Raw genomic sequence first — 25,513 nt, 5'->3', positions numbered from 1 at the left:
AATTAATCAACGGTTACCCGATTGACCTCCTCTATGGTGGTAATTCCTTGTCTCACCTTTTCCAAACCGGATTCAAAAATAGTAAGCATTCCTTCAGATTGGGCCAGTTTTAAAATTTCCAAAGAATTTCCTCCAGACATAATGAGTTGACCTAGTGTTTTAGTCATGGGAAGTACTTCAAAAAGTCCAACACGTCCACGATAACCATTCGTACATTGATTGCAGCCCACAGATTTATATAATTTGATATCCTGCAAATCACTTTCTTTAAAACCCAGCTCCAATAAACCCTGATTAGTGAAATCATCTCGAACTACTTTACAATGTTCACATAACTTTCTTGCCAGGCGCTGGGCAATTATAATTGTCACTGAACTGGCTATATTAAAAGTCGGGATACCCATATTAACTAACCGGTTTAAGGTTTCTGCAGCACTATTTGTATGAAGGGTTGATAGGACTAAATGGCCCGTTTGTGCGGCTTTAATTGCGATTTCAGCCGTTTCAAAGTCTCTAATCTCCCCAACCATTATAATATCTGGATCTTGGCGTAGAAAGGAGCGTAAGGCTCCTGAGAAGGTTAAACCAGCTTTTGGATTAATATTAACCTGATTAATCCCTGGAACTTTAATTTCAACGGGATCCTCAGCAGTTGATATATTGACTTCAATGGTGTTGAGTATATTCAATGCAGTATATAACGTAACTGTTTTACCACTTCCAGTAGGCCCAGTTACCAGAATCATGCCCTGAGGACGCTCAATGGCTTTAACGAAATGTGATCGTTGAATAGGGCTAAAGCCAAGGGCTTCAATCCCTAATTTGGCTGCTCCGGGATCAAGAATCCTCATGACAACCTTTTCTCCACCCGAAGTAGGGCAGGTACTGACCCTGAAATCAATGGATCGGGCTTTAGAAATCTTCATTTTAAAACCGCCATCTTGTGGAATTCTTCGTTCCGAAATATCAAGACAGGACATTACTTTTATGCGTGCAGTAATACGAGATGACAAACTAACTGGAGGCGTAGCTACTTCATGTAGAATACCGTCTTGTCTGTAGCGAATACGATATTCGCGCTCATAGGGTTCGAAATGGATATCTGACGCACCTTGTTTAATGGCATCCAGCAATATTTTATTAACAAATTTTACAATAGGGGCGTCATCAGTAACCGAAGTAGAGACCTCACCTTCATGTTCCTCATCATCCGCACTGATTTCCAGGCCTTCCAGGTCATTGGAGTCATCAACATATTCAGATAAACCCTGACTTTCTTTTGCAGTCAATAACCGTTCGATTAATACAGACAGCTTATCGGTTTCAACTACGATCGCATTAGTATTTAACCCTGTATGAAACTGTATTTCTTTAAGCGACGTTTGTTTACTGGGGTCATCCGTTGCAAGGTATAAATTACTGCCCCTTGTAAATAAAGGAATCATTGAGTGACGTCGAATCAATTTTTCGTTAACTAAATTGGCTGGAATGGCATCTACATCAATACAATTAAGATCAATCATTGGCACACCAAAGTTTTGTGCCGCAGTTAAAGCAATTTGTTCAGCAGTCAATATATTATTTTTTACTAAATATTGGATTAAAGAAATTTTTTCAGAAGCTGCCGATTTATAATAATCAATAGCCTTAGATTTTTCTAATAGCTTTTCAAGGACAAGAAGTTGCCCGATACCCTGCAGTCTCTGTTCGTCCGTTATCAGAACCATATTTAATATTCAAAGTGTATATTATTTCTAACTATAGTTAAAAACTCATTTAATTTCACGAATTTTACTCACAAATTAACATTTAATCCTATAGTTAAGTTATATATTTGATATCTTTAGTAAAAGTACGTGAAACCTCATCGAGAATGTAATGCGGGACCTTGCCGTGCCTAAATATTAAGAAGGTTCACTGCGTTTTGAATGCATTTATCGAGAAATGATGCTACTTGAATGGATGAAATATAAAGTACGTTATGTATAAGTGAACTTCTTTTATAATAATTTATAGAGAAGAATTTAAATCTACAAAATGAATTGTCTGCATCTGAATCTCGTTGTATTGTAGATAAATGAATAAATAACCATTAAAAACAGGTACTATTTTGTTGATCGCTCAGCAGTTAAAACATTATCAAGCTCTAAACTTGTGGTTTCAAACTCCACTTGGCTTGTCTGTTGTGCACGAGTTTGCCAATCAATTAGAACCTCTAAAAGAATGTTTAAAAGGGGATACTCTGTTACAACTGGGTAATTGTGGTGATAATCCCTGGATGGATTCATTACGTTATAGCAACAAATGGTTAGCTTCTCCGTTTGATCTTCATAAAAAATTCAGTCTGGAATGCTCATTTAGCCAAATACCATTAAATAGAAACAGTCTTGACTGTGTGATTGCACCTCTGGTTTTAGAACCTTTTGATAACAGCTATACCCTGATTGATGAAATTGATCGAATTCTTAAACCTATGGGCCTTGTCGTATTATTAAATATCAATCCCTGGAGTTTATGGGGTGCCGCAATGAAATGCGGATTATTACATTGTTATGATAATCGTAAAATTAAAATGCGTACTGCCTTTAATCTTAATAGAATTTTTCTACAAAGAGGCTACAGGCAATGCTCGTTAAACAATTTTGGTTATATTCCGCCTATTAATAAAAAATCTATTCTAAATAAACTGACCTTTTTTGATGAGGTGGGTAAGATGATTTGGCCATTCCCCTCTGGATTTTATTGCTATATTGCACAGAAATATGAATACATTAGCCCATCTCTATTAACTCAACCGGTAGAACAACCCATTGTTAAAGAGTATAAATCACCCTTGCAACCAGCAACGAATTAATTATTAATGTATAATTATTTGAACAATACACTCATATTTTTGTATACTTCAGTTTGCTTTAAGAAAAGGTTAAATTCATGACGAAAAAAACATTGTTTAAAATCACTTTTGCTAATCAAGAAGCAATTTATGAGATATATGCACGATCTATTAAAGAAAGTGAAATGTTTGGGTTTCTTGAAGTTGAGGAATTGGTATTTGGTGAACAAACGGCATTGGTTGTAGATCCTTCTGAAGAGAAGCTGAAAATGGAATTTAACGGTGTTAAACGTACGTTTATACCTATGCATTCAATCTTTCGAATCGATGAAGTAACAAAACAAGGTACAGCTAAAGTCAAGGACAATCTGGGGTATGGAAACAAAGTCAGTCCATTTCCAGGAACAGGTAAAATAAAAGATTAATTTATTTTTGAGTTAGACCATTCATGTTCTATAACAAATCAGTCTCTATATCGAAGGAAACTAAATGACTATCCCTAGTAAAATAAAGGAAGTTTATGAAAAATCAACCTGTTTATTTACTACCAATGAAGTAGAAGCAGCGCTTGATAGAATGGCCATTAAAATCCATGAAAAACTACAGGATCAAAATCCAGTCATTTTATGTGTCATGATTGGCGGATTGGTTCCCTTAGGCAACTTGCTGCATCGTCTGGATTTCCCTTTAGAAGTGGATTATGTTCATGCAACTCGCTATAGAGGGGATATCACTGGAGGTGAAATTCATTGGAAGGTTAAACCTTCTGTTAATTTAGAAGATCGAACTGTATTAATAGTGGATGACATACTTGATGGTGGAGTAACGCTAGCTGCAATTATTGAAGAAATTAAGGCCATGGGTGCAAAACAAGTTTACAGTGCTGTATTGGTAGATAAATATCGCAAAAGAGTGACTAATGGTCTGCAAAAGGCTGACTTTGTGGGACTTGAGGTAGAGGATCATTACATCTTTGGATATGGCATGGATTACCATGAATACCTACGCAATGCGCCAGGTATTTTTGTTGTGCATCCTGAACACGAATAAGTAGACTTTTGCGTTTTCGGCAGTATCGTTACACAAAGTGTCACTTCTCAATAAACTCGGGATTTTCCCATCATCAGCATCTGGAGCAGGATTCAAATCTGCTTCAGTATCTCTCGCCTGAATCTCTTGGGAGGTTACTACCTGGTAACTAATTGACTGATTTTTATAGGTTTTATATTCTTTAACTGCACATGCATTTACATTTAAAGGGAGAATATTCATGAAAGATCAGATTATAAACAAGATAATCCAACAAAAAATTCTGAAAATAAATCAAGGTTGGTGTGGCCCTGGTACTTGTGTCGGATAGGCCTACGATCAAGTCATGTATACTCTAATTTAAGCAATTTCAATCCAGATAAGAACAGTCAGCTGCTTCAACAGGGGACGAAAGAATCGTCCCCAAAATTAACTTGAAACAATTGAATATTTACCAGATTTCTTCAATGGAAGCCTATATGGCATAGTCTTTAAGTTTAATTCCGTTTGATGCCATAAGAAATTGTTGTCGAAGTTTTTTTATCGCATAATCCTTTGGCAATACCCAGGAGCTCAATTTATTTATCCATCCAGAAATTCGAGATTTGCTTTTCGGAAGTATGAACTGCATCACGGCTTCACCTAAGTCTTGATTCAATTTTACATAATTGCTCATGAGTTGTTGATAAGAACCAAAAGCGATTTCATAATTTCCACCAGCAGCAAACAGCTCTCCGGCCAACACATAGGCTCCTACAATAGCAATACTACTTCCTTGGCCTGAAGTTAATGCAGGGCTATAAGCCGCATCGCCAACCAAGACAACTCGGCCTTTAGACCAACTCTGCATCCGGACTTGTCTTACTGCGTCAAAATAAAAATCAGAAGCGCTATCCATGGCTTTTAATAAAGCAGGAGTCTCCCATTTACCGTGTTGGTAGTGTTTATTAAGTGTCGCCTTGTGCTGTTCAACATCTCGATAATTAAAGATTAATTGGGTATCTTGAAAGAGATAAATTACTTTAAAAGCATCCTGTTTATTAGTAAATGACATGTTAATCTGCATATTATTTTTCGAGTAAAAAACTTCTTCATTTGCGAAATCCAAATAATTTTCAACGCTGTAAATACCATAATAATAGTGTCCGAGATCATATAAAAACTTCTGTTCATCACCAAATATTTGCCTGCGCACATTTGAATGGATACCATCAGCCCCAACAAGCAGATCAAATGTTCTGGATTGTCCATGTACAAATTGAACTTCAATTTCATCATCAGTTTGATTGATGGATTTAATGGAGTCACCCAATATATAATCACAGGTATGTCGCGATGCTTCATAAAGAAGATTTGATAAATCTCCTCTTAGAAGTTCTACATCATCTTTTTCTCGCATTCCCAATTCAGAAGCGGGCATTTCCATAACAGTGTTGCCTTCATCATCAACGAATATCGCTGATTTTGTATGAACATGACATTTCTTGACTTGTTCATATAATCCCATCGCTTTAAGAACATCGATGCATTTTCCTCGAGTATCAACTTTGTATCCCCCAGTTCTTAATTGCTGAGACTGTTCTATAACTGTTACTGTAAAACCATAGCGTTGTAGCCAATAGGCTAGAGCTGGCCCTGCTATGCTTGCACCAGAAATCAGAATTCGTGTATTTTTTAATGGATTAGTTAACATATTTGCTTCTTATTCATGTTTATATTAAAAATTTGGATGTACATTCAGTACAAGTAGGAGCTATTTCTATTTATGAGGTACCGCAGTTATTTCAATTAAGGAAGTTTATATACAACAATCGAAAATTAATGAGAGGTCACTTTACCGCTCATCCAATAGTAACACGTATTGTAGTATCTCTTCAATGAATCGATATGATCTGATTCAGGATAAATGAATTTACCCTGACTCTAAAATCATATGAGCTATACTCAATACAGAAGGGTGTAGCTTATGAACTTGAAAAAACAGTACAATAAAATTTCTTTGTGTGTTTATTTTGCTTTATTGATGGGATTTACTTTTCCACTTTTTGGAGATGATGCCCCTCAGTCAGTTATGGAACAATTCAGTTTACCAGAGGAAATAGACCCCGATGAAAATGGTTGGCTCCCTGATATCGTTGGTTTGCCTGATGAAGAACAGGTTGAAAGCCTGACCGAACATGTTGCTGAGGTGATGGCTGAAGAGCAAGACCCGAAATGTAATGCAATAGACTATAGTCTCAGGATGCTTGTTTTTCAGAACTTTGTAATATATCAGCATATGGCCAATGCACAACACCATTATTTCAAAGAAAATTTGCCTTTAAAATATGCCCATGTACTTGCCATGATTCTAAAAGAAAGCAGTGGTGATCCTACCAATGTCACTGACATGAGTGGCCACTCAATATCCACAAGCAGACCTGATACCAATTTGCAGCGTTGGTATAATTTGTTAAAACTAACAACGAAAAACGGAGTCAGATTTAATGATCAAACTAACTTTGGCTTAACTCAACTGTCAGTAGACAGGTTGTTTGTTGCCTTCAAGTTGGCTCATGGTTCGACTCATAGCAAGGATTTTTTGGAAGGAAAATATGGTGATGCAACTCCTGACAGAGTAACTTTGAATACTGCTATTGCCATTCGCCGAATGATTTGGTTTTATCAGGATATTGCACAAGGACGATTATCACAATTGGAGGAACGTATTCGTCAAGAAGATATTTACAAAACTGAATTTAATGAACGATACCAAACTGGATTAAAGATGGCGCTAATATTCTGTGGTACTCGATATTTGTTTCATATTGATAAGCAATACATCTGGACTAATCAAAATTCAACCTTTGAAAATGCGATGGCATCTATTGCTTTTTGCAAACTGGGTAATGCAGAAACGGGATACGGCAAATATGAAATAAATGAACAATGTTTTGCAGAGTGGGTAACACTTTGTCCTGCTTTAAATATGAATATTGCACTGCTTACACCACTCAGTTATTTTCAGACTAGAGAAAATAAACCCGTCTGTCTGGATACATTTAATCGTCTGCTAAATAAAAAACCTCAAAACCAATAGTCTGATACATCTCACCGATATAATAAGCGAATCCTGTCCGAGCGAACATAATATTAAATGCATTTGACAGGAGATGGCACTACGAATCGATTATGTCGAGCAGTGTCTTGAAAAAAAGCACAACATGGTCAACACTTAGGGTAGTTTAATAGTTTTTTGAGGTTTCAATTATCCACTTTTAGAGACTAATTTAGAGATCCCTATAGGGTACTGAATGACACAAACTATGGCTCTATGAGATTGAATAAATAAGTCAAGACATTGCACATGTTGAATCATCAGTATTTGTACAAAAAATCCATGATTAGTGCCTTTAATCAAGAGGTGTTCAATGAATGATATGAAACAAGTCCAACTTAACCCTGACTGCCGATTTATTTGTTTAAAATGTGGCAAGGAGGATTCTTTAAGCCTCAACTTTCATTGTAAAGCGTGCAATGGACTCATCGCCTGCGACTATCCAGATACTGCGTTTTCCATAGACATGCGCTATTCCGGGATCTGGCGTTTTCATAAAATTTTACCGATTTTATTTCATCCGTTTTATGATTGTACAGAAACTCCTTTGATTCCATTAGTAGAAGGTGAGGGCATCTTGTATGGGAAGAACGAAGGAGTATTACCCAGTATCAGTACCAAATACAGGCAATGTGTCATGTCTGTTCCCAGTTTAATTGCCTTGGGTTGCAAAGAAGTTACTTTGGTTTCTTCGGGAAACACAGGCTCAAGCTACATGTATTGGGCCAATCAAGTTCAGGGTGCCTTACGAGTTCATATTTTTGCATCAACACTTCATGCACAAAGACTTTATTTTACCAATCCCTATGCAACAGTCCATGTAGCAGAAAATAACCTCTCAGCTGCAGATGAGGCCTGCATGGAATTTTCTAAAAAAGAACATATTTTTTATGAAGGAGGGTTCTTTAATCCCTTCAGACGTGAAGGTTTAAAAACCTCATACCTTGAAAGTTTATTACGAATGGATTGGGATGTGGATGTGTTTATTCAAGCAGTCTCCAGTGGTATGGGCATTATTGGGTTTCACAGTCTCGTAAAGTTGCTTTATAAACAAGGCTTTATCAAGAAAATCCCCAAAATTGTTTGTGTACAACAAGATACCTGCCAACCCATGTGTCTCTCCTATACTGAAGGGGCAGATGAGATCATCGAATCTTATATTCCAGAAGATCCCGTGGGATCAGCCAAAGCAATTTTACGCAGCAATCCTAAAAAATCATATCCTTATGTCAAACAGGTGGTCGATGAAACCAAGGGCTGTTTTTGTATGGTAACCCAGGACGAGATAGAACACAGTTTTAATTTTCTGGCAAAAAAATACGTCAATGCATGTCATACTTCTGCCGCTACAGTGGCTGCTTTTGAGAAATTAAAAAACACGGGCTGGATTCAACCTGGCGATAGATGTGTCGCAATGTTGACTGGGGGATTATATCATGGACAGGATCTCTAATGACGAATACTATGAAGGTGTATCTTACGCTCATTTCGGAGAACTTGTGCAAGGATGGTTGCCATCCAACACTCCCTTTTTAGTGTCTTGTCCAATCACTGTGCGATGTATCTGTCGTATATTCAAACACATATTCGTTAAAGACCAAATTCTGGAGTTCAAGAAAGCACAGTTTTTAGAGTTATTTAATTCTCTGGCGCACACTACAATCGACAATAGAATAATGTTTGACAGTGTGATACCTCGCGGAGTTGGGCTCGGAAGTTCAACTTGTGACCTGGTTGCCTTTTTTCGTGCGTTAAATCTGATGGCTGGAAATAAGTATTCTAATGAACTATGTGGACAAATTTTATCGCAAATAGAACCCTCAGACAGTACTTTATACCAGGGATTACTGGTGTTTAATCATTATACTTCTGAACCGATTTATTTTATTAAAAACATTATTTCTGACATGGTGATTGTGGGGGTATTTGATGACAAAATCGTCGATACAATTCAATACAATAAGACAGTGTATTATTCTAAGCGTGAACAGGAACGCTATGCCAATTTATTGAAAGATTTCATCTATTCCTGTGAGCATGGAGATGAGGAATTATTTGGGTCTATCACAACCACAAGTTTCATTATGAACCAAAAACGCAATCCGAACCGATATGTGAAACAGTTAAAACAACTGATGGATGACAAAGTTGTTTATGGGGTAATTGGTTCTCATAGTGGTTCTTGCGCTGGAGTCTATATTTCCCTTAAAGACCATGAGCTTCAAAACAAAGTGGATTACATTAAAAGTTATTTGATTAAACAAGGGTTGAAACCGCTGATCTTTCGAACCGATTTTGGAATTAAAGATTAGGAACTTGTTGGACGTTTACCCAAAAAGTTGCTCACCCTGACTGTTCATAGTTTATACAAGGGAGAGGCTCATGCACGATATCATAATCATTGGTGGTGGCATAGCCGGGCTTTCATTGGCCTATCGATGCATGCAATCCCACAAAGTGATTCTTATTGAACAACAAGATTTTTTTGGAGGCACCACATCGCAATCGCTAGCAGGGTTTTCATCGTCTTATTCTTCAGGACTCTTTACCCCCTATCTGCAAGAGTGTATCAATTTCTACAACAACCTAAATCCAAACATTATCAAACCACGTGGTCGCCTGATTACCTCTTTGTTTCCCTCCGGGCAGATGAGCGACCCCAACTACAAAGACCTCATTCCTATATCTTCAGTTAATGCTCTATCTAACTATGGCTTTGTTTCAGAAACCATTGAGGCCACAAAGCGTTTAATTGATTTTAATCAATTCAAAACCCTCTATTTTGAAAAAAACTATTTCGATCTGGAAATAGAATGCATAAAAAAGGAATACTTATATGCCTTCCAGAGTTGTAAAAACCTGGATCTTCATCCGTTTGAATCCGTCCTAAACATTCAGAAACAACAAAACTGCTGGCAGATAAAAACAGCATCAACTACCTACAGCTCGCCCATAGTGGTTAATGCAACCGGACCATGGACCAATCAATTATTTAAAAATCCATATGTTCATCTGCAACGTCAAGACTGTGCTTTGATTGGTTTTGATGGGTTAACAGAGGAAGCCAACTATATCCCTGCCATCACTGACGATGCGATGAATTTTTTCATAAAACCCAAGTTGCACCAAAACAATGAGTTTATTTTGGCCTCCAACAGCTCAAAAAAGGCGATAAACAATCTCAACTCATCTTCGGTGCCTGATAAAAAAGCCATTGAACACATGCTTGATTTACTCAAACAAGTCACATTGCCAATGCCTTTCTTAAGATCGACTTGGGTGGGCGTAAAAACCATCACCGAAGATTCACTTCCTTTGATTGGTTTTGATGCCAATAAAAAGGGATTATTTTGGTACACTGGTTTTGGTGGATACGGTAATAAACTTGCTCCATTTTTCTCGCAGCTTGCCTTTGACCTAATCATTCAACAGGGTTCGGTTAAGAATGATATTGCTAATAAATTATCACCCAATAGATATTCTATCTCGCAAAATGACGACTGAATCTGGGCGTTATGTCATTCATACTCCCAAGCCACTTTTACTACTTCACTAGGTAATTTTTGTATCATTTTCAATTTTCAATCGAGGGTACTATACTCAATTTAGGCTTTTACCGCAAAGGCACATAGAGCCAATTTTAATAGAGTAGGCTAATGGAAACTACACTAAGTTGTATTGAGCTAATTGAACATTATTGTAAAAATTATGAAATGAAGCCCGCACTTGGTTTTCGTAAAACAGAACTCATAAAAATTAATCATAGAAATAAAATAAATTATTTACCCGAATTTGAAACTCTAAACTATAAGCAAGTTTGGCATCGAATATCATACATTGCTACTGGATGGAATAATTCAAATCTTGTGGGTCCAAATGATTTTGTGGGTATTTGCGCATTCGGTAGTCCCGAGTTTGTTTTAGCTGAACTGTCTTGTCTCTATCTAAGTGCTATCTCTGTTCCATTACAAACAAATATGCGAGAACAAGAACTGACAAAAATTGTTATAGATACCAATATGAGATGTTTGGTTGCCAGTTTAAAACAATTAAATTTGATTTGTAATGCAGTAACGCATTGCTCATCAGTGAACAGCATTATTGTGATCGACTGTCATTTAGAAGATGACGAACAATCCGAGCTGATCAATACAATGCGGACAATGTTTAGAAACAAAAAAATAAATTGTCACATACTGACCTTGGATGATTTAGAGAGTTTGGGAAAACAAACTGTTGCTTTGGAAAAAATCCTTCCACAAAAAGGGGCAGATCAACTTGTAACACTGGTTTACACTTCAGGAAGTACCGGTGTACCCAAAGGTGCAATGATCACAGAAAAAGCATGGAGAGAATTATGGGGTAAACCTGGATTTTATAATTATGATCCTGATATTCCTACAATTTCACTTAATTTTATGCCGCTAAATCATATGTTTGGACGAATGATTGTTATAAATTCTTTTATGCTGGGAGGAATTACTTATTTTACTTTAGAATCAGATATGTCTACTTTTTTTGAAGACATTCTTCTTGTAAGACCCACTGTTTTATATCTCATTCCACGAATTTCTGAAATGATTTATCAGAATTTTCAAATTAATGTAAGTAATCGTTTGCAAACCACTAAAAATTCCAAAAGGTTAGATGTAGAAAATGAAATAATATCTGAAATGAAATACAAAATTTTAGGTGACCGACTGTCTATTGCCATTACAGCATCAGCCCCGACTTCACCTGAAGTAATGAGTTTTTTAAAGCGGTGTTTTGATATACCCGTGATTGATGTCTATGGTTCTACGGAACTAGGTATTCTGCTATTAAATAATCAAACATCACCTCAAAATGTACTAGATTATAAACTGGTGAGCGTACCTGAACTCAATTATTTCACCACGGATAAACCTTATCCCCGTGGTGAGTTATATATGAAAACCAATCGCGCTGTGATTGGCTACTATCAAGATCCGAGTGCGACTGCAGATTTATTTGATGCAGATGGATATATTAAAACAGGTGATATTGTTGAAGAACACGCACCTAACAACCTGTTTTTGATCGATAGGGTAAAAAATGTAATTAAATTAGGAAATGGTGAATTTGTTACTTTGTTGCGTTTAGAGCATATTTTTTCAAGTGGCGGCAGATTAATTAATCAAATATACCTCTATGGAAGTAGTCTGCGCTCTTATCTATTATCTGTTGTAGTACCCAATATCAGTCTTATAAAAGAGAAGCTCGTTGAACAAGGTTTACCTCCAGATACACTGCATATGAAACAAATCCTGCTTCAGGAGATTCATTCAATTGCCAAATCCGCAAAGCTACGATCTTATGAAATCCCATTAGACTTAATCGTGGAAATGGAACCATTTTCTCAAGAAAATCAATTGATAACAGAAAGTAATAAATTAGCACGAACCAATTTAAAGAAAAAATATAAAAAATCACTGGAAGAACTGTATGAGCACATTGAACAAAAGCAACTTGGAGAGCTAGTCAGGGTAGAGCATACAGATTCAAGTACAGAACAAATGATCTGCGCCATTCTTGGTGTACAAAATGGTGAATTTGGCAATTCCAGTTTTGTTGAATTAGGTGGCGATTCATTGGATGCTGTAAGATTGACACATATGATTAAAAATATTTATTCAGTTTCAATACCCGTTAGTCTCGTTTTAAATCCTACTTACAGAATAAAAAGTTTAATCAAAGATGTGAACAATAAACGTCAAGGCACAGCAGCGAGTATCAAAACGCATGCAATTTCTTTTTCAGATGTACACCCATATAAAGCAAACACACCAGAAGATATTAAACTGTTTGCTAGTGATTTAAAGTTGTCGACATTTTTTAATGCCCATGAACTAGAACATGCTAAACAATTATTGAAAGAAAAAAAAGTGGAACAACGTTCCATTGTATTATTAACAGGTGCAAATGGTTATCTGGGACGATTTCTAGCACTGGCTTTATTAGAGAGGTTATCAATTAATGGTGGAACATTAATATGTTTCGTTAGAGCACAAGATGACATCCAGGCCCGTGATCGAATGTTACATTGTTTTCAACACAGTGAATCAACACTTAAAGATCGCTTTAGCCAACTAGCCCAAAAACATCTCATTGTCTATGCTGCAGATTTAACCTCGCCGAACTTTGGTTTAAGTGATGAAATATATAATTTATTGGCAACTGAAGTCGATATGGTTTTGCACAATGGAGCACTTGTAAATCATGTATTTTCCTACGAGCAATTATTTGAAACTAACGTAATGGGAACAGTGGAAGTCATTCGTTTTGCAATTAAAAATAAATTGAAGCGAATAAGTTTTATTTCCAGTGTTGCAGTTTCCAGAGGATTACACGATCGCTCTATTATTTTAGAAACAGAAGATATTCGCAAACAATGGCCAATTCGTTATAACGGAAGAAGTTATGCAGAGGGGTATGCAACCAGCAAATGGGCAGGGGAGGTTTTACTAAAAAATTTCAGTGAGGAGTTTAATCTTCCTGTACATATATTCCGTTGTGGAATGATTCTCGCCCATAGTACATATTCCGGTGAAATAAATGCCGAAGATTTTTTTACCCGATTAATAGCAGGACTAATAATTACAGGAATAGCACCTGATTCATTTTATCAAGTTGCCAATGAAAAAAGCCTTAAACCTTCTTTTGATGGTCTCCCAGTTGACTTTATTGCAAACATCATAGCAGATGATGTATTAATTGCAGCAACGGGGCATGCTACCTACCTTGTTACTAATCCAAAAGGAAATAGTTCAGTAAACTTTGATGTCATTATTAATTGGATAGAACAATTAGGCTATAAATTAGAGAGAATTGAACATTATGAAGAATGGTATCATGAATTTACCAAACGCTTGGAACGATTAACAGGTATAAAAAATAAATACTCACCCTTGCATATCATTTACAAATGGGAAAAACCCGGAGATATTGAGCAGGAAACAAAACTAGATAATTCACAATTTTGTAACTTAGTAAAACTGCGCTCAAATTCCGATTTACCAAGTATCAATAAGGCATTTATTTATAAATGTTTAATGGATATGTACACCCTAAAAATAATCGACTTGCCGCCCGCAAAAGGGGATTAAGCGGCTTATTACATTATAAAACCACCCTTTTACCGACGCACATTCCTATGCTTAAGATTACGTTAAGGAAACATATTTATAATAATCATTATTTAATTTTATGTTTTACAAATTATGACCCAAAAAAATATAATTCTGCCGAGAAAGCGATTTAAGGATACAAAGCAACAACTCGTGGGCGGTAATTCAACACCAATTATTACTGTTAAAAAAACAAAATCTAATGAACATAAAAATTTTGCTTTGAAAAAATTTCAAAACTTCAATGCGGAAGAAAATTGTGCGTTAGAGAAATTAAGTTATGACCTATTGGAGTTATGTGGGGTAAAAGTTCCTAAAACGTATATTCTTCCAGATGAAAAAGGAAAATATTCTATTTTAGTCTCTCGTATTGAACCTGGTTACAAAGATTTATTGATTTGGATGGGAGGAAAATTAACTGCAAAGGATAGGATAATAGTTTTTGATACAAAGACGCACATGGAAAGCTTTCCTAAACAATATGTTTTAGCAAAACATACCCGTAATAATCAGAATAAACCAATTATTGGCCTTTATGAAAATGTTGCAGTATTTGCTTTTCTAGGAGATTGGGATGCAGTGGGCAACACCTTACAAAATGTAGGATTAGTCGAATATGATGAATACTGCCAACTTGTTAAAATTGATCCAGGGTACTGTAATTATAATGATTCCTCAGGATATGGGTTTAAACAATATTTAACTAATTTAACTAAATTATTAAAAGGCGAGAGTGGATTTTTTTACTGGGGAGATCGTGGTAAAAACACTGAGATATTTCAATATAGTTCTCCTAGGCAAGTTATCGATGGTATGGAGCGAGTAAGCACATTATCCAATGAGGCTCTTCATTCAGTTATTTTCAATGAGAAGATTCCTAATTTATCTCAAAAAGCTAGAGATAATATTTACACAGTTCTCACGACCAGGCGAGATGCTTATATAGAAGTGCTTAACAGTAAAAAGGAGATTATAGAAACTGAGAACGATGAACTTCATAAAAGTTTTACAAAACACTCATCAACTAAACACTCTGATGTACAATCCTATCAAACAACAGAAACATCTTCTTTGTCAACGATGGATATTAGTATGATAGTCTTAAGTGGTTTTATTGGCGTTGTAGGGATTGCCGCTTTAGCTATCTCATTTATAGTGCTTAATTCTGCAACTTTAGGTGTAACAGGATTAGTAGTGACGGGTATTGGAATTGCAACAGCCCTTTGTGGGATAGGTTTTTTTGATATGGGTATTTGCAAAAACAGGCAAACAACCTCTGATATATTATTAGATTTCTCAGACAATTCAGCAAGGCCGGGCTAACAATTAGCCCGGCAAATCACTTTCACAAAATGATCGTTTTTGAGACTGGCATATTCTTCGACTGAAGAGGAAGATAAATTAATCCCAATGAAAGATATTGACGGTAAATTACTTTACATTTTGTGGGCAAAAAATTTTGCTAGGATAGGCACACGCGTTGATTAAAATTAGTTGTAAACTTTTTCTAGTCATAAAATTGCTAAAGTGATATTGGGACGCTCGCATAAGATTTGAACCATTCGAGATTTGATACCTTTTTCCCAAGATCGGGGCCGGACCTCTAATTCTGGTTACTGGGCTTGGCGGACCAGCTACGCTCACTACCGCTCATGGATTTTCATCCTGAAAAAAAGATGAAGGCAACGCTAACCGGTTGTGTTAAATTTATCAATAGTTTGGTTAATATATGGTCGAAAAATTTGACTGGGAAAACGGGTATTGGTTAGAATGCAGGCTTGCCAAAAATTCACCTTAGAAAGCAAAATAGGTAGTATTTCCCATAAAATGCTTACAAACCTTAAGGATATTGCAACGATATGGATTTATTACGAGGAAAGATCATCCCGGAATTGTTTTTTGAAGAATGATGTTAACGTAGTCAAGAACTGTCCGTAAATTTCTGACTTGCAGGCCTGGACAGAGACAATCACCGTGCAGATCTTTTTGTTTTCAATATGCTTTCACAGAGCAATATTGCAGCTGATGAGGAAATTCATATGAAAATTAAATCAATTACGTTAGGGATATTTTGTTGGGGCCTTTGTCTGGCCACATGGGCAGTTACTGCTCAATTGCCAGCATCAAATAACAGTGACGCCTCCATGAATAAATCATGCCCATGTTCATTACAAAATGATGACTTAACCAAAGCAAATCAATCAGATGTTGCGGTACTTGTTTGGGCAAATGAAGCAGCTGTTTCGGCATTTAGCTATAATTTTCAGAATCAAAAAACACAATTGCAACACTTATCTTCTTTTTTTACAGAACAAGGGTATAGTCTATTTTTAAAATCATTAAAAGAATCTGGAAACGAAAAGGTTGTGCAATCGAAGAAATTAATTGTATCAGCAGTAGCAACTCGAGCACCTGTTATTCTACAGAAGGGTTTGTTGGATGGCGTTTATTCCTGGCGAGTGCAAATACCTCTCTTGATTACTTACCAAAGTCGTAGTGAATATGTACAGCAAAATAGTATGGTAACGATGTTGATTGTCCGTGCACCCTCACTAAATTTGCCGCGCGGCATAGGCGTTAGTCAGTTTCTTGTGGAACCATCCAAATAAATAGGTTGTTTAGGGCAGAAAGTCCGGACGATGAGAGTGAACGTTCTATTTGAACAGAGGCTGTTATCAAGGTCAGCGAGCAGCTTAACGTTCACGTAGTGCGGAATGTTTGGCTTTTATTATGGGTTTAAGTATGTACTCTAAAACTGATTTCTTACCAGTAAGTATGTCAACAGTAGCGAGCATACCAGGAATAATTGGCAATGGTTTTTGAGCGGTTCCCAAGTGATTTTTATAAGTACGAACTCGTATTACATAATAACTTTCATTTTTTTTATCATTTTCATCTATGATAGTGTCAGCACTAATTTGCTCGACTTCACCTTCAAGTCCTCCATAGATTGAAAAATCATAGGCCGTAATTTTTACCACAGCTTTTTGTCCTGGATGTATAAACCCAATATCGGATGGTCTTATTTTAGCTTCAATCAAGAGTGTATCATCAAGAGGAACGACTTCAATGATATCACTTCCTGGTTGAACCACACCGCCGATAGTAGTTGTTTTAATTTGCTTTATAATCCCGTAAACCGGTGATCTTACTGTAGTTCGAGTTAAACGATCCTTGTCGGCTTTATTTGCTTCAATTAAAGCCGAAAGATCGCCTCTGGCTTTATTTAATTTATCCAATTCATCGGATTTAAATTTATCAATATTTCCCTTTATTTCGTTTACAGTACGATCCAGACGGATTACTTCAACTTCAGAAACAGAACCATTTTTTAATAATGGTCGAGTCATGTCTAATTCTTTTTGGGCTAATTCAAGAGATTTTTGTAATTGCACTAATTCTCTCATTCGTGATTCGTAAAGTGATTGCTGGTCTTTAACCAGGTTTGGATAATTCTTTTTAAGATCCTCCGGAAAAACAGGTTGAGTTTGACTAATTTCCGCATTAATCCTTATAATTTCCAACTTTAGTGAATCAATTTTTTTCTCTGCTTCCGCATAACTTGACATAAATCGAGTATTGTCAATTTGCATCAATATTTGATCTTTCTTAACTATTTCACCTTCTTTTACAAAGATCTTCTGTATGATTCCACCTTCAAGATTCTGGATGACCTGTATCTCACTGGATGGTATAACCTTTCCTTCACCAGTGGTCACTTCATCTAGTATTGCGTAATTAGCCCATATTATAGCGACTAAAATGAATACTGCAGATGTCCATAAAATAATATGGGTAAAGGCTCGAGACTTGTGAGTTTTACTCATGTTATTGTTTCCTTATAGTCACGCCGGCTTTAAGGGCATTGAGCACTGCTTCTTTGGCGCCATCAGCAATTACTTTACCATTTTCCAAAACAATTATTCTATTGACCAACTCAAGCATGGACAATTTATGAGTAATTAAAATTAAAGTATGATTATCATCAAGATACTCATGTAATCTTTTTTTAATTTGCCGTTCATTGTTATCATCCATGGCAGAAGTGGGTTCATCCAAAAGTAAAATATTAGGACGCATAATCAAGGACCGGGCAACCGCAATCGATTGTCTTTGGCCTCCAGATAGTTCTGAGCCTTTTTCACCGACAGGTCGATCAAAGCCTTTCGGGTGATTATTAGTAAACTGGGTAACTCCGGCTATTTCAGCTGCGTTTAAAAGGGCGCTGTCATGAATAAAGGGCGCGCCAACACAAATATTATCTCTAATGCTACCATAAAACAAAATAACGTCCTGAGGCACATAACCAATTTGTTGGCGCAAATCATCCGGATTAATTTGTTTATAATCTGTACCATCCATGAGAATGGTGCCTTCCGTTGGTGTGTATAGTTTTAACAATAACTTGCCCAGTGTTGACTTACCTGAACCAACACGTCCGATTATTGCAACACGCTCTCCAGTTTTTATTTTAAAATTAATGTTTTCAAGAACGTTAACATCGTCGTCTTTATAATGAAATGAAACGTGCTTAAACTCGATATCGCCTTTTAATGCCGGTCTGTGAAGAAAACGAGCATCCTCGCTGATATCAGTCTCCAGTTGCATGATATTATTTAATGACTCTAAAGCGTTCATTGATTGGAAATAGCGTGTAAATAAAGTTGAAACCTGTGCCATAGGCGCCAAGGCACGACCTGTTAATATGGTACAAGCAATCAAACCCCCAGTAGTTAATTCATTATTCGAAATCATATAAACACCAGCAATAACAATTGCTATAGTTGCTACTTGAGTTGCAAGATTGGTGATACTGATACTTGTATTCGATACCAGTCTTAAATGCATGGCATTTTTCGATGCTTCATTAACAATTCTTTCCCATCGGGATTGCAGAATAGACTCAGCACCTGTTGTTTTGACCGTTTCGATTGTTGATAAGGATTCAAATAAGGTAGCTTGTTTTTCAGAAGCGTATTGATAAGCCTTTCTAGTTAATCGAATTAATGGCCATTGAAGAAGGAGACCAATAATTAAAATAATGGGTATTACAAGAAAGGGTATCCAGAATAGACTGCCGCCAATTAAATATACGACAAATAAAAAGATACATACGAAAGGAAGATCGACTAATATCGTCATTGTGCTTGACGTGATGAAATCTCTGAACATCTCAAACGATTGCACCGTGTTTGCTAATGAACCAACAGAACGCGGTCTATTAGACATGCTTAATCCTAGTACCTGCTGAAAAATAACAGCCGATAACTCAAGATCACTGTGTTTATTTGCTACATCAATGAAGTAGGATCGTAACGTTTTTAGCAGCATATCGAAAATAAAGACTACAGCAACACCACTGGCTAAAACCCACATTGTATCTATAGCATGATTAGGTACAACCCGGTCATACACATTCATGGTGAATAAGGGAATAACCAGAGCAAAGATGTTAACTAACAAAGATGCAAGCAGCACTTCAGAATAAAGTGGCCATGATTTAATCATGACACTCCAAAACCAGTTTTTAGACTCTTTTTTTAATGTTTCCTGAGATCGGTGGGAATGTTTAAATTGCTGAGTCACTAATATAACCTGGCCACTTAGCTCGGAGGCAACATCGTTAAGTTCAATGCGAGTATCTGGAGTCTTTGGATCAAGTATTGTTTTCTTTCCTTCGTCATCCAAAATCAATAAAACAGCACTACCATCATTTTTAAGTAATACCAGAGGAATATCTTCTTCATCAATATTCTCAGGTTTTATAGTTTTTAACTCAGCATCAAGTGAAGCACGCCCGGCAGATCTTGGAAACAATTCAACGGTGAGTTTATTATCAACCAAGGGTAGACGCGCCACAAGGGATAGGGGAGAGAATGGGTTTTGATAATACCTTGTAAGCAAAACAAGGCATGCTAAAAGCGGATCATTTTCAGCTGTGTCGCCAAGATCAATGTGAGACCATGATTGCCTTCGTGGAGTTGTCATAGTATCCAAAATTTATTGTTTTAAATAAGTATATACTTAAATCAAATAATTTGTGATTTTTATACTCAAACAGTATATTTAGGTTTGTTAAAAGGCTTTAACGATTCAGATATCTGTTTATAGAGTTCAGGCAACCATCTTGGTTGAGCAAATGTAGAAGTTGATGGTTTTTGATGACGCAAATCATTTGGAGCAATAATGAGTTTTATATTATTTAATCCAACTCGTCTGGCCAATATAAACAACTGATCAATAGCCAGATCACCTATTGCCAGACATCCTACAGATAAATTGCGCCCATGGATAAAAATATTATTCCCTAATTCCCTACGACCATCCAAATATCCCTTTTCACGATCAAAACTATTAGGATAATTAATCATCATAGATAAATGCATGCTGCTAAATGGGTTAAAATTAACCAGTTTATATACGCCTTCAGGAATTTGTTTATCATTTTCGCGTAGCTTAGGACCTAATCGACCACTAAATCCAGTTAAAGGATAATTATGTATATGTGTCCAGTCCTGATTTGGATTTTTCGCCCACAGCTCTATCTTGCGTTCAGATTTGAATGCAAGTAATGCTATCTCTCGTGGAGGATAACTAACACCAGCTTTGGAAAAAAATGAAATCAACTGAGGTTCTACTCTCAATCCATAACGTTTTATTGCATGATCTATAGCATTATCCCAATTCAATTTTGGCGCCATTGAATAAGCGCTTAGGGATAGGAAGACAAAAACTATAAAAATCAAACGTCTCATGTAAGTACTGGATTCGTAAATTATAGGCATAGTATCAAATAATATTCTTAAGAACAATTTGCAAAATTAATTCTCTAATTCGTTTCTACTCTTTTTTTTTGTAACAATAACATTTGCTTTTTACTCGGTACAGATAATTGTGTCGTAATAAAATCGGGGCTTATCTCCAAACGTCCTATGGAAGGTACTAATCCATAATGATTGGGACATAGATAAAGCACTGAACCATCAGATGCGACCTTATAAAATATGTATCTATAGGAACAATATTCAGGTTTCTGTAGCAATGCAACCTGCATTACAGGAGTTCCTGTCATTCTATTTTCAATAAAATAAGCATTAATCCAGAGATTCGTAATGAGCAGAATACTTCCAATTACAATAACTGATTGAATGAACGTACTAACGTATCGGAACAGAGAGCTATCACTGCTTAAATGATCAATTACCTTAACTAACGCAACAAAAAGGATTATCAAATTGGCAGAATAGATTGCAGCATTCACATAATTAAAATAACTGCCGAGAATTTCGCCGCCAGAACTTTGGAAATGTATAACTAATGCGATAAGACTTAACCATAATGCTGAGATAACATAATAAATTGCTTTTCTTTTGATTCCAATAATTAAAAGTACTAAAGCCATTAATGGAAAAAGACAGTGGATAACTTTAGCTAAGTTGTACATTGATCCATTCCCTTGTTATTCGATGGTTATTTTATAAAAGTTCTATATTTATATCAGTAATTTAATATCATAGCTAGTAGCATGTTCAGCTTTGATATATTTAACAAGGTTAAATCAATTAAACAACTTCAACGTTAATCTATTAACATAAAACAGCACAATAAAACGAATAAATCGAATGGTATTAAAAAACAGCCATATTCAATTCAATAGGTCAGGATTTCTTATTAGCAGTATGTAGGGAGAGGTAGGATAGGAGCTGGTTCTAATCATGTCCTGAGGTACTTCTATACGTCTTAGGGTAAATTGATTTAATGCGGGAAGAATAAAAGGAATTGGATTTATCAGTTGATTTAACGAACTGTGGTTGCTCTTTTGCTTGTCCTTATTATGGACGTTTTGATGAACAGTACCTATCCATATAGGATGTTCGAAATTATTGATAAAGTAATTGGACTCCCATAAAGTCAACTCCAGAATCAACTTTGATTTTTTATCCTGATAAGTCATCAGTAGGGCCGGGCGTTTGTTTTCGAATAACTGAGCAAGTAAAGGTAGTTTGATTCCTTCATTTGATTTGTTCATTCTTAAAAGTAGTTTTGTAAAGAATGACTCGCTATGAGACTTCCATCCATGCTGCTCCAAACTGGTTACCAACAAATCCAGATTACCGTAATATTGTAGATTTAACAGACTAATTCTGTGACCTATCCTGTTTAATCTGTATAGGGGTAAAACAGGGTTTAATTGGTTCCACCATGCATTCTCTGTCAATGTATACTCTTTATGATAGGGGGCATGATTATGTACGAGAATTTTGTAATTCATATTGGTTGAGAGGGCAGTGAAAACAATGATGGTAACCAATACCGTTGACATTTTTTCTACAGACTCTCCTTTTTTCGCGGCTATATAATTTGATTTTCTGTAGATAATCCAATGAATTAAACAAACGATAATACCAAGTAAATAACCTGCTACTACATCAGTAAGCCAATAATCTCCTAAATAAATTACCGCAAAACCGCTTAATCCAAGAAAGATTAATATAATGGTTCTGAATGTGTTGGTCAGTAGTGAATGGCTGTTGTTAATGTAAAATAAAATAAATCCATACAATGCTGTAGCCAGAACAAGATTCGTTACCGGAAATGATGAACCAGGCATAGTTACCAGCAACCCCTGTGGTCTTGGAGTGCAATATACATAAGACAGTAAAACGACAATGACCACACTAAAAAATAATACACTGCTTAAATAAGCTATTATCTTATAATTACGATGACAGAACGCCCATATACAGCAAACCAGAAATAATCCTGATAAAGTAAGTGTGCTGGTTAATTGCGCACAAATGATGAATATGGACTCTAGTAGGGACGTATGTAAACTTTGAGTGAACAGGTGTATTGGGATATTAATGGCCTGGAGCCATTGTGTCGTCATACCTAATGCGAGCAGGACTATAAACAAAAATAAAAAAAACACCGTTAACAACAATAATCCTGCGGTAGGATAATGATCCTTTTCATCTTCAGGAGTTATGGCATTAAATAAACTGAATAATTTTGAATTATTTTTTGAACTGAGCCAGAAACCATGTAAATTATTTTTTAAAAATAAATTGATTTTGAGAAAGGCTGATTTTATAAAAATACTGGTGAACCAAACTCCAACAAGAATAACTAATATTAGAATAAATAAGCGAGTAGCTCCTTCAGTAGATAGTTCGTGTCCTGCTGTGCCAATCAAAACTCCTGGCATAACATATAAAAAAGACCATCCTATTGCGGATAATACATTTGCAATCAAAAATCGCCATTGTTTCATATGCATTATTCCAGCAATAACAGGAATAATGGATCTCAAGGGTCCAACAAAACGACCAATCAAAACACTTTTGCCACCATGTTTTGAAAAGAACTCCTTACCATATTTGAGTAGATTAGGATATTTTTTAAAGGGCCAGACTTCAAGCAGTTGATCGCTGTAAAAATAACCTAAAAAGTAACTAAGACTATCACCGCATACTGCGCCTAAAGTTGCGGCAATCAGAGTAAAATCAATACGCATGATCCCGGAACCTGCAAGTATTCCAATCGCAGTCATGGTTACTGAACCAGGGACTATGCTTCCTATTATTGCTAATGATTCTGTTAAGGCAATAATGAACGTTATAAACAAAGACCAATGGGGATTTGCCTGTAACCAGCTGGTAAGTGGATGAACATAATCAGCGAACAAATTCATAGTATCTCATTGGCAAAATTGATTAATAAAACTTTGTTCAAAACACTGACTTACTTCTTCGAGTCGAATTTCCGGATAAAAATAACTCATCTGTGTCATTTCCATTTTGGCGTATCCGCAGGGATTAATTCCTGAAAATGGGGTTAAGTCCATATCAATGTTTAAGGCAATTCCATGATATGTGCAACCATTTTTTACTCTTAAACCAATAGAAGCTATTTTTTTATCAGATACATAGACTCCAGGAGCTCCACATCGAGTAGTGGCTGATATTGAATAATGAGCCAAGGTAGTTATCAGAACCTGTTCCAGCTGAGAAACCAAAGTTCTTATTCCAAGATTCCGTCTTCGTATATCCATCAATACATATGCTACTAACTGTCCAGGACCGTGATAAGTTACCTGTCCACCACGATCTGATTGTACAATTTTAATAGCATTGGAATTGAGTATATGTTCTGGTTTTCCTGCCTGTCCTTGTGTATAAACAGGGAAATGTTGTAATAACCAGAGTTCATCGGTACTGTGTTCATCCCTGTTAATAGTGAACTCTTTCATTCGATGCCAAACTTCATCGTACTCCTGTATGCCCAGGTTGTGAATATTCATCATAAAACCATCTTCACATCAGGATGTTTGGTGAGATCCTGATAAAATGAATCGAGCATTTCCTGGTTTATGGCATATACAGTTACAGTAATTGCCAAATAGCTGCTCTTTTCACTTAATTTATGAGTCAAATTATCATGATTAAAATCAGGAAAGTGCTCATTGACTATCATTCTGATTTCTTCCAGAAAAATCTCGGAGTTAACACCGATAATTTTAATGGGAAAATCACATGGAAATTCTATAATTGATTTTTTAGTCATAATTTAATGTATTAATCGTTGATATGATTCATTTATTATACGCCAATAATCTCCAACATGACCTTGATTAATGAGTGAATCATTAAGTCTGGTAATTGGAAAAATTTCTTTGGTAGTACTGCTGATCCAAAGTTCCTTTGCATTAAATAATTCAGAAGACTCAATATTATCTTCAATAAAATTCAAATTTAACTGATTTATTAACTCAATAGCTACTTGTCGAGTGACTCCTGGTAAACAGAAATGAGTTAATTTAGGAGTTTTAATTACATTGTCATGAGTAACAATAAATACATTTGATGTACTTCCTTCTGTTACAAGTCCATCGCGTACCAGAATCGAGGTATGAAAACCTGAGGATACAGCTTCATCATTCAGTAGTATATTGGCGAGCAGTGAGGTTGTCTTTATATCACAACGATCCCAACGAATATCTTCTATCAATTTTGCATTAAGTCCTCGCTCTTTTTCCTGTTGAGTTGGATAGGAAGTATGTAGCGTAAATGCAATAACGGAAGGTTTAATTTGGGATGGAATATCGTGCTTACGAGCGCCTTGATTACCTCGAGTAACCTGAATGTATATCTGTAAATCACCACCATTATTTTCAGAAATAAGTTTATGTATTAGTTTATTCCAATCCATATCGGGCGTCTCAATTTTAATTTTTTGCAAATTAGAATTGAGACGATCTATATGCCGTTCTACAAAATAAGGCTGGCCATGATAAACGGGTAATACTTCATAGACAGCATCGCCAAAAAGAAAACCTCGATCAAAGATTGAAATTTTGGCGTCCGTCAGATTACAGTATTCTCCATTAACATATGCGATATTCATCTA

General features: G+C 36.0%; 20 protein-coding genes. 10 read left to right on the top strand and 10 right to left on the bottom strand.

From position 1 onward, the window contains the following. Positions 1 to 2: 2 nt before the first annotated feature. A complete protein-coding gene (gene pilB / locus Lqua_RS05760) occupies positions 3 to 1,727 on the bottom strand; it encodes a type IV-A pilus assembly ATPase PilB (protein WP_058473331.1) in 1,725 nt (574 codons plus the stop codon). Between the two features lie 383 nt (positions 1,728 to 2,110). Between pilB and Lqua_RS05755 the strand changes: the two genes are divergently transcribed. The 3 genes from Lqua_RS05755 to Lqua_RS05745 all read left to right on the top strand — a co-directional run bounded on the left by Lqua_RS05755 (position 2,111) and on the right by Lqua_RS05745 (position 3,883). Continuing rightward, the gene (locus tag Lqua_RS05755; protein ID WP_058473330.1) at positions 2,111 to 2,854 is read left to right on the top strand and encodes a methyltransferase domain-containing protein; all 744 of its coding nucleotides are present in this window, start codon (positions 2,111 to 2,113) and stop codon (positions 2,852 to 2,854) included. Positions 2,855 to 2,931: 77 nt separating this feature from the next. Beyond that, the gene (locus tag Lqua_RS05750) at positions 2,932 to 3,258 is read left to right on the top strand and encodes a DUF1820 family protein (protein WP_028384641.1); all 327 of its coding nucleotides are present in this window, start codon (positions 2,932 to 2,934) and stop codon (positions 3,256 to 3,258) included. A gap of 64 nt (positions 3,259 to 3,322) precedes the next feature. After that, positions 3,323 to 3,883, top strand: coding sequence for a hypoxanthine-guanine phosphoribosyltransferase (locus Lqua_RS05745; RefSeq protein ID WP_058473329.1), 561 nt, complete (start codon positions 3,323 to 3,325; stop codon positions 3,881 to 3,883). Between the two features lie 454 nt (positions 3,884 to 4,337). Here the strand turns inward: Lqua_RS05745 and Lqua_RS05735 are convergent, their stop codons facing one another. Further along, positions 4,338 to 5,555 (bottom strand): FAD-dependent monooxygenase, encoded by a 1,218-nt coding sequence (locus Lqua_RS05735; protein ID WP_058473327.1) that lies wholly within the window; start codon positions 5,553 to 5,555, stop codon positions 4,338 to 4,340. 273 nt (positions 5,556 to 5,828) lie between these two features. On the opposite strand from Lqua_RS05735, the gene Lqua_RS05730 reads away from it, so the two are divergent. The 7 genes from Lqua_RS05730 to Lqua_RS05700 all read left to right on the top strand — a co-directional run bounded on the left by Lqua_RS05730 (position 5,829) and on the right by Lqua_RS05700 (position 16,713). Further along, complete coding sequence (locus tag Lqua_RS05730) at positions 5,829 to 6,941, top strand: hypothetical protein (RefSeq protein WP_058473326.1); 1,113 nt, start codon at positions 5,829 to 5,831, stop codon at positions 6,939 to 6,941. A 331-nt stretch (positions 6,942 to 7,272) separates the two neighbouring features. After that, complete coding sequence (locus Lqua_RS05725) at positions 7,273 to 8,412, top strand: pyridoxal-phosphate dependent enzyme (protein ID WP_058473325.1); 1,140 nt, start codon at positions 7,273 to 7,275, stop codon at positions 8,410 to 8,412. Next, positions 8,396 to 9,271, top strand: a complete 876-nt coding sequence (locus tag Lqua_RS05720; protein WP_058473324.1) for a GHMP family kinase ATP-binding protein — start codon at positions 8,396 to 8,398, stop codon at positions 9,269 to 9,271. The genes Lqua_RS05725 and Lqua_RS05720 overlap by 17 nt, the downstream gene beginning before the upstream one ends. 70 nt (positions 9,272 to 9,341) lie before the next feature. Continuing rightward, a complete protein-coding gene (locus Lqua_RS05715; RefSeq protein ID WP_058473323.1) occupies positions 9,342 to 10,463 on the top strand; it encodes an NAD(P)/FAD-dependent oxidoreductase in 1,122 nt (373 codons plus the stop codon). A 152-nt stretch (positions 10,464 to 10,615) separates the two neighbouring features. Beyond that, positions 10,616 to 14,083, top strand: coding sequence for a thioester reductase domain-containing protein (locus tag Lqua_RS05710; protein ID WP_058473322.1), 3,468 nt, complete (start codon positions 10,616 to 10,618; stop codon positions 14,081 to 14,083). 114 nt (positions 14,084 to 14,197) lie between these two features. Further along, a complete protein-coding gene (locus tag Lqua_RS05705; RefSeq protein ID WP_058473321.1) occupies positions 14,198 to 15,427 on the top strand; it encodes a hypothetical protein in 1,230 nt (409 codons plus the stop codon). 716 nt (positions 15,428 to 16,143) lie between these two features. Further along, positions 16,144 to 16,713: a DotI/IcmL/TraM family protein gene (locus tag Lqua_RS05700; RefSeq protein WP_238585538.1), complete on the top strand. Its 570-nt coding sequence runs from the start codon at positions 16,144 to 16,146 to the stop codon at positions 16,711 to 16,713. Between the two features lie 84 nt (positions 16,714 to 16,797). Here the strand turns inward: Lqua_RS05700 and Lqua_RS05695 are convergent, their stop codons facing one another. The 8 genes from Lqua_RS05695 to Lqua_RS05660 all read right to left on the bottom strand — a co-directional run bounded on the left by Lqua_RS05695 (position 16,798) and on the right by Lqua_RS05660 (position 25,510). After that, positions 16,798 to 17,931, bottom strand: coding sequence for an HlyD family type I secretion periplasmic adaptor subunit (locus Lqua_RS05695; protein ID WP_058473319.1), 1,134 nt, complete (start codon positions 17,929 to 17,931; stop codon positions 16,798 to 16,800). 1 nt (position 17,932) lies between these two features. Then, positions 17,933 to 20,092, bottom strand: a complete 2,160-nt coding sequence (locus Lqua_RS05690; RefSeq protein ID WP_058473318.1) for a type I secretion system permease/ATPase — start codon at positions 20,090 to 20,092, stop codon at positions 17,933 to 17,935. A gap of 65 nt (positions 20,093 to 20,157) precedes the next feature. After that, positions 20,158 to 20,859: a L,D-transpeptidase family protein gene (locus Lqua_RS05685; protein WP_172459548.1), complete on the bottom strand. Its 702-nt coding sequence runs from the start codon at positions 20,857 to 20,859 to the stop codon at positions 20,158 to 20,160. Positions 20,860 to 20,933: 74 nt separating this feature from the next. Next, the gene (locus Lqua_RS05680; RefSeq protein WP_058473316.1) at positions 20,934 to 21,548 is read right to left on the bottom strand and encodes a hypothetical protein; all 615 of its coding nucleotides are present in this window, start codon (positions 21,546 to 21,548) and stop codon (positions 20,934 to 20,936) included. Between the two features lie 201 nt (positions 21,549 to 21,749). Then, entirely contained in the window at positions 21,750 to 23,798 is a 2,049-nt protein-coding gene (locus tag Lqua_RS05675; RefSeq protein ID WP_058473315.1) for a bifunctional DedA family/phosphatase PAP2 family protein, read from the bottom strand. Between the two features lie 6 nt (positions 23,799 to 23,804). Beyond that, positions 23,805 to 24,407, bottom strand: coding sequence for a lipoyl(octanoyl) transferase LipB (lipB, locus tag Lqua_RS05670; RefSeq protein ID WP_058473759.1), 603 nt, complete (start codon positions 24,405 to 24,407; stop codon positions 23,805 to 23,807). Further along, on the bottom strand, positions 24,407 to 24,670 hold the full coding sequence (locus Lqua_RS05665; protein ID WP_058473314.1) for an HP0495 family protein: 264 nt from the start codon (positions 24,668 to 24,670) through the stop codon (positions 24,407 to 24,409). The genes lipB and Lqua_RS05665 overlap by 1 nt, the downstream gene beginning before the upstream one ends. A 3-nt stretch (positions 24,671 to 24,673) precedes the next feature. Beyond that, positions 24,674 to 25,510: a D-amino acid aminotransferase gene (locus tag Lqua_RS05660; protein WP_058473313.1), complete on the bottom strand. Its 837-nt coding sequence runs from the start codon at positions 25,508 to 25,510 to the stop codon at positions 24,674 to 24,676. Positions 25,511 to 25,513: the final 3 nt, after the last annotated feature.

The sequence above is a fragment of the Legionella quateirensis genome (genome assembly GCF_001467955.1).
In the GTDB taxonomy this organism is placed as follows: Bacteria; Pseudomonadota; Gammaproteobacteria; order Legionellales; family Legionellaceae; genus Legionella; species Legionella quateirensis.
The sequence above is the reverse complement of the archived record's forward strand: the minus strand, read 5'-3'. Positions and strand labels throughout refer to the sequence as shown.

Excerpts from the sequence above, each read along its gene's own strand:
- pilB (WP_058473331.1), bottom strand. The coding sequence starts at position 1,727 with ATGGTTCTGATAACGGACGAACAGAGACTGCAGGGTATCGGGCAACTT.
- Lqua_RS05660 (WP_058473313.1), bottom strand. The coding sequence starts at position 25,510 with ATGAATATCGCATATGTTAATGGAGAATACTGTAATCTGACGGACGCC.
- Lqua_RS05690 (WP_058473318.1), bottom strand. The coding sequence starts at position 20,092 with ATGACAACTCCACGAAGGCAATCATGGTCTCACATTGATCTTGGCGAC.
- Lqua_RS05710 (WP_058473322.1), top strand. The coding sequence starts at position 10,616 with ATGGAAACTACACTAAGTTGTATTGAGCTAATTGAACATTATTGTAAA.
- Lqua_RS05680 (WP_058473316.1), bottom strand. The coding sequence starts at position 21,548 with ATGTACAACTTAGCTAAAGTTATCCACTGTCTTTTTCCATTAATGGCT.
- Lqua_RS05725 (WP_058473325.1), top strand. The coding sequence starts at position 7,273 with ATGAATGATATGAAACAAGTCCAACTTAACCCTGACTGCCGATTTATT.
- lipB (WP_058473759.1), bottom strand. The coding sequence starts at position 24,407 with ATGAATATTCACAACCTGGGCATACAGGAGTACGATGAAGTTTGGCAT.
- Lqua_RS05735 (WP_058473327.1), bottom strand. The coding sequence starts at position 5,555 with ATGTTAACTAATCCATTAAAAAATACACGAATTCTGATTTCTGGTGCA.
- Lqua_RS05665 (WP_058473314.1), bottom strand. The coding sequence starts at position 24,670 with ATGACTAAAAAATCAATTATAGAATTTCCATGTGATTTTCCCATTAAA.
- Lqua_RS05700 (WP_238585538.1), top strand. The coding sequence starts at position 16,144 with ATGAAAATTAAATCAATTACGTTAGGGATATTTTGTTGGGGCCTTTGT.
- Lqua_RS05730 (WP_058473326.1), top strand. The coding sequence starts at position 5,829 with ATGAACTTGAAAAAACAGTACAATAAAATTTCTTTGTGTGTTTATTTT.
- Lqua_RS05695 (WP_058473319.1), bottom strand. The coding sequence starts at position 17,931 with ATGAGTAAAACTCACAAGTCTCGAGCCTTTACCCATATTATTTTATGG.
- Lqua_RS05750 (WP_028384641.1), top strand. The coding sequence starts at position 2,932 with ATGACGAAAAAAACATTGTTTAAAATCACTTTTGCTAATCAAGAAGCA.
- Lqua_RS05705 (WP_058473321.1), top strand. The coding sequence starts at position 14,198 with ATGACCCAAAAAAATATAATTCTGCCGAGAAAGCGATTTAAGGATACA.
- Lqua_RS05715 (WP_058473323.1), top strand. The coding sequence starts at position 9,342 with ATGCACGATATCATAATCATTGGTGGTGGCATAGCCGGGCTTTCATTG.
- Lqua_RS05685 (WP_172459548.1), bottom strand. The coding sequence starts at position 20,859 with ATGAGACGTTTGATTTTTATAGTTTTTGTCTTCCTATCCCTAAGCGCT.
- Lqua_RS05720 (WP_058473324.1), top strand. The coding sequence starts at position 8,396 with ATGGACAGGATCTCTAATGACGAATACTATGAAGGTGTATCTTACGCT.
- Lqua_RS05745 (WP_058473329.1), top strand. The coding sequence starts at position 3,323 with ATGACTATCCCTAGTAAAATAAAGGAAGTTTATGAAAAATCAACCTGT.
- Lqua_RS05675 (WP_058473315.1), bottom strand. The coding sequence starts at position 23,798 with ATGAATTTGTTCGCTGATTATGTTCATCCACTTACCAGCTGGTTACAG.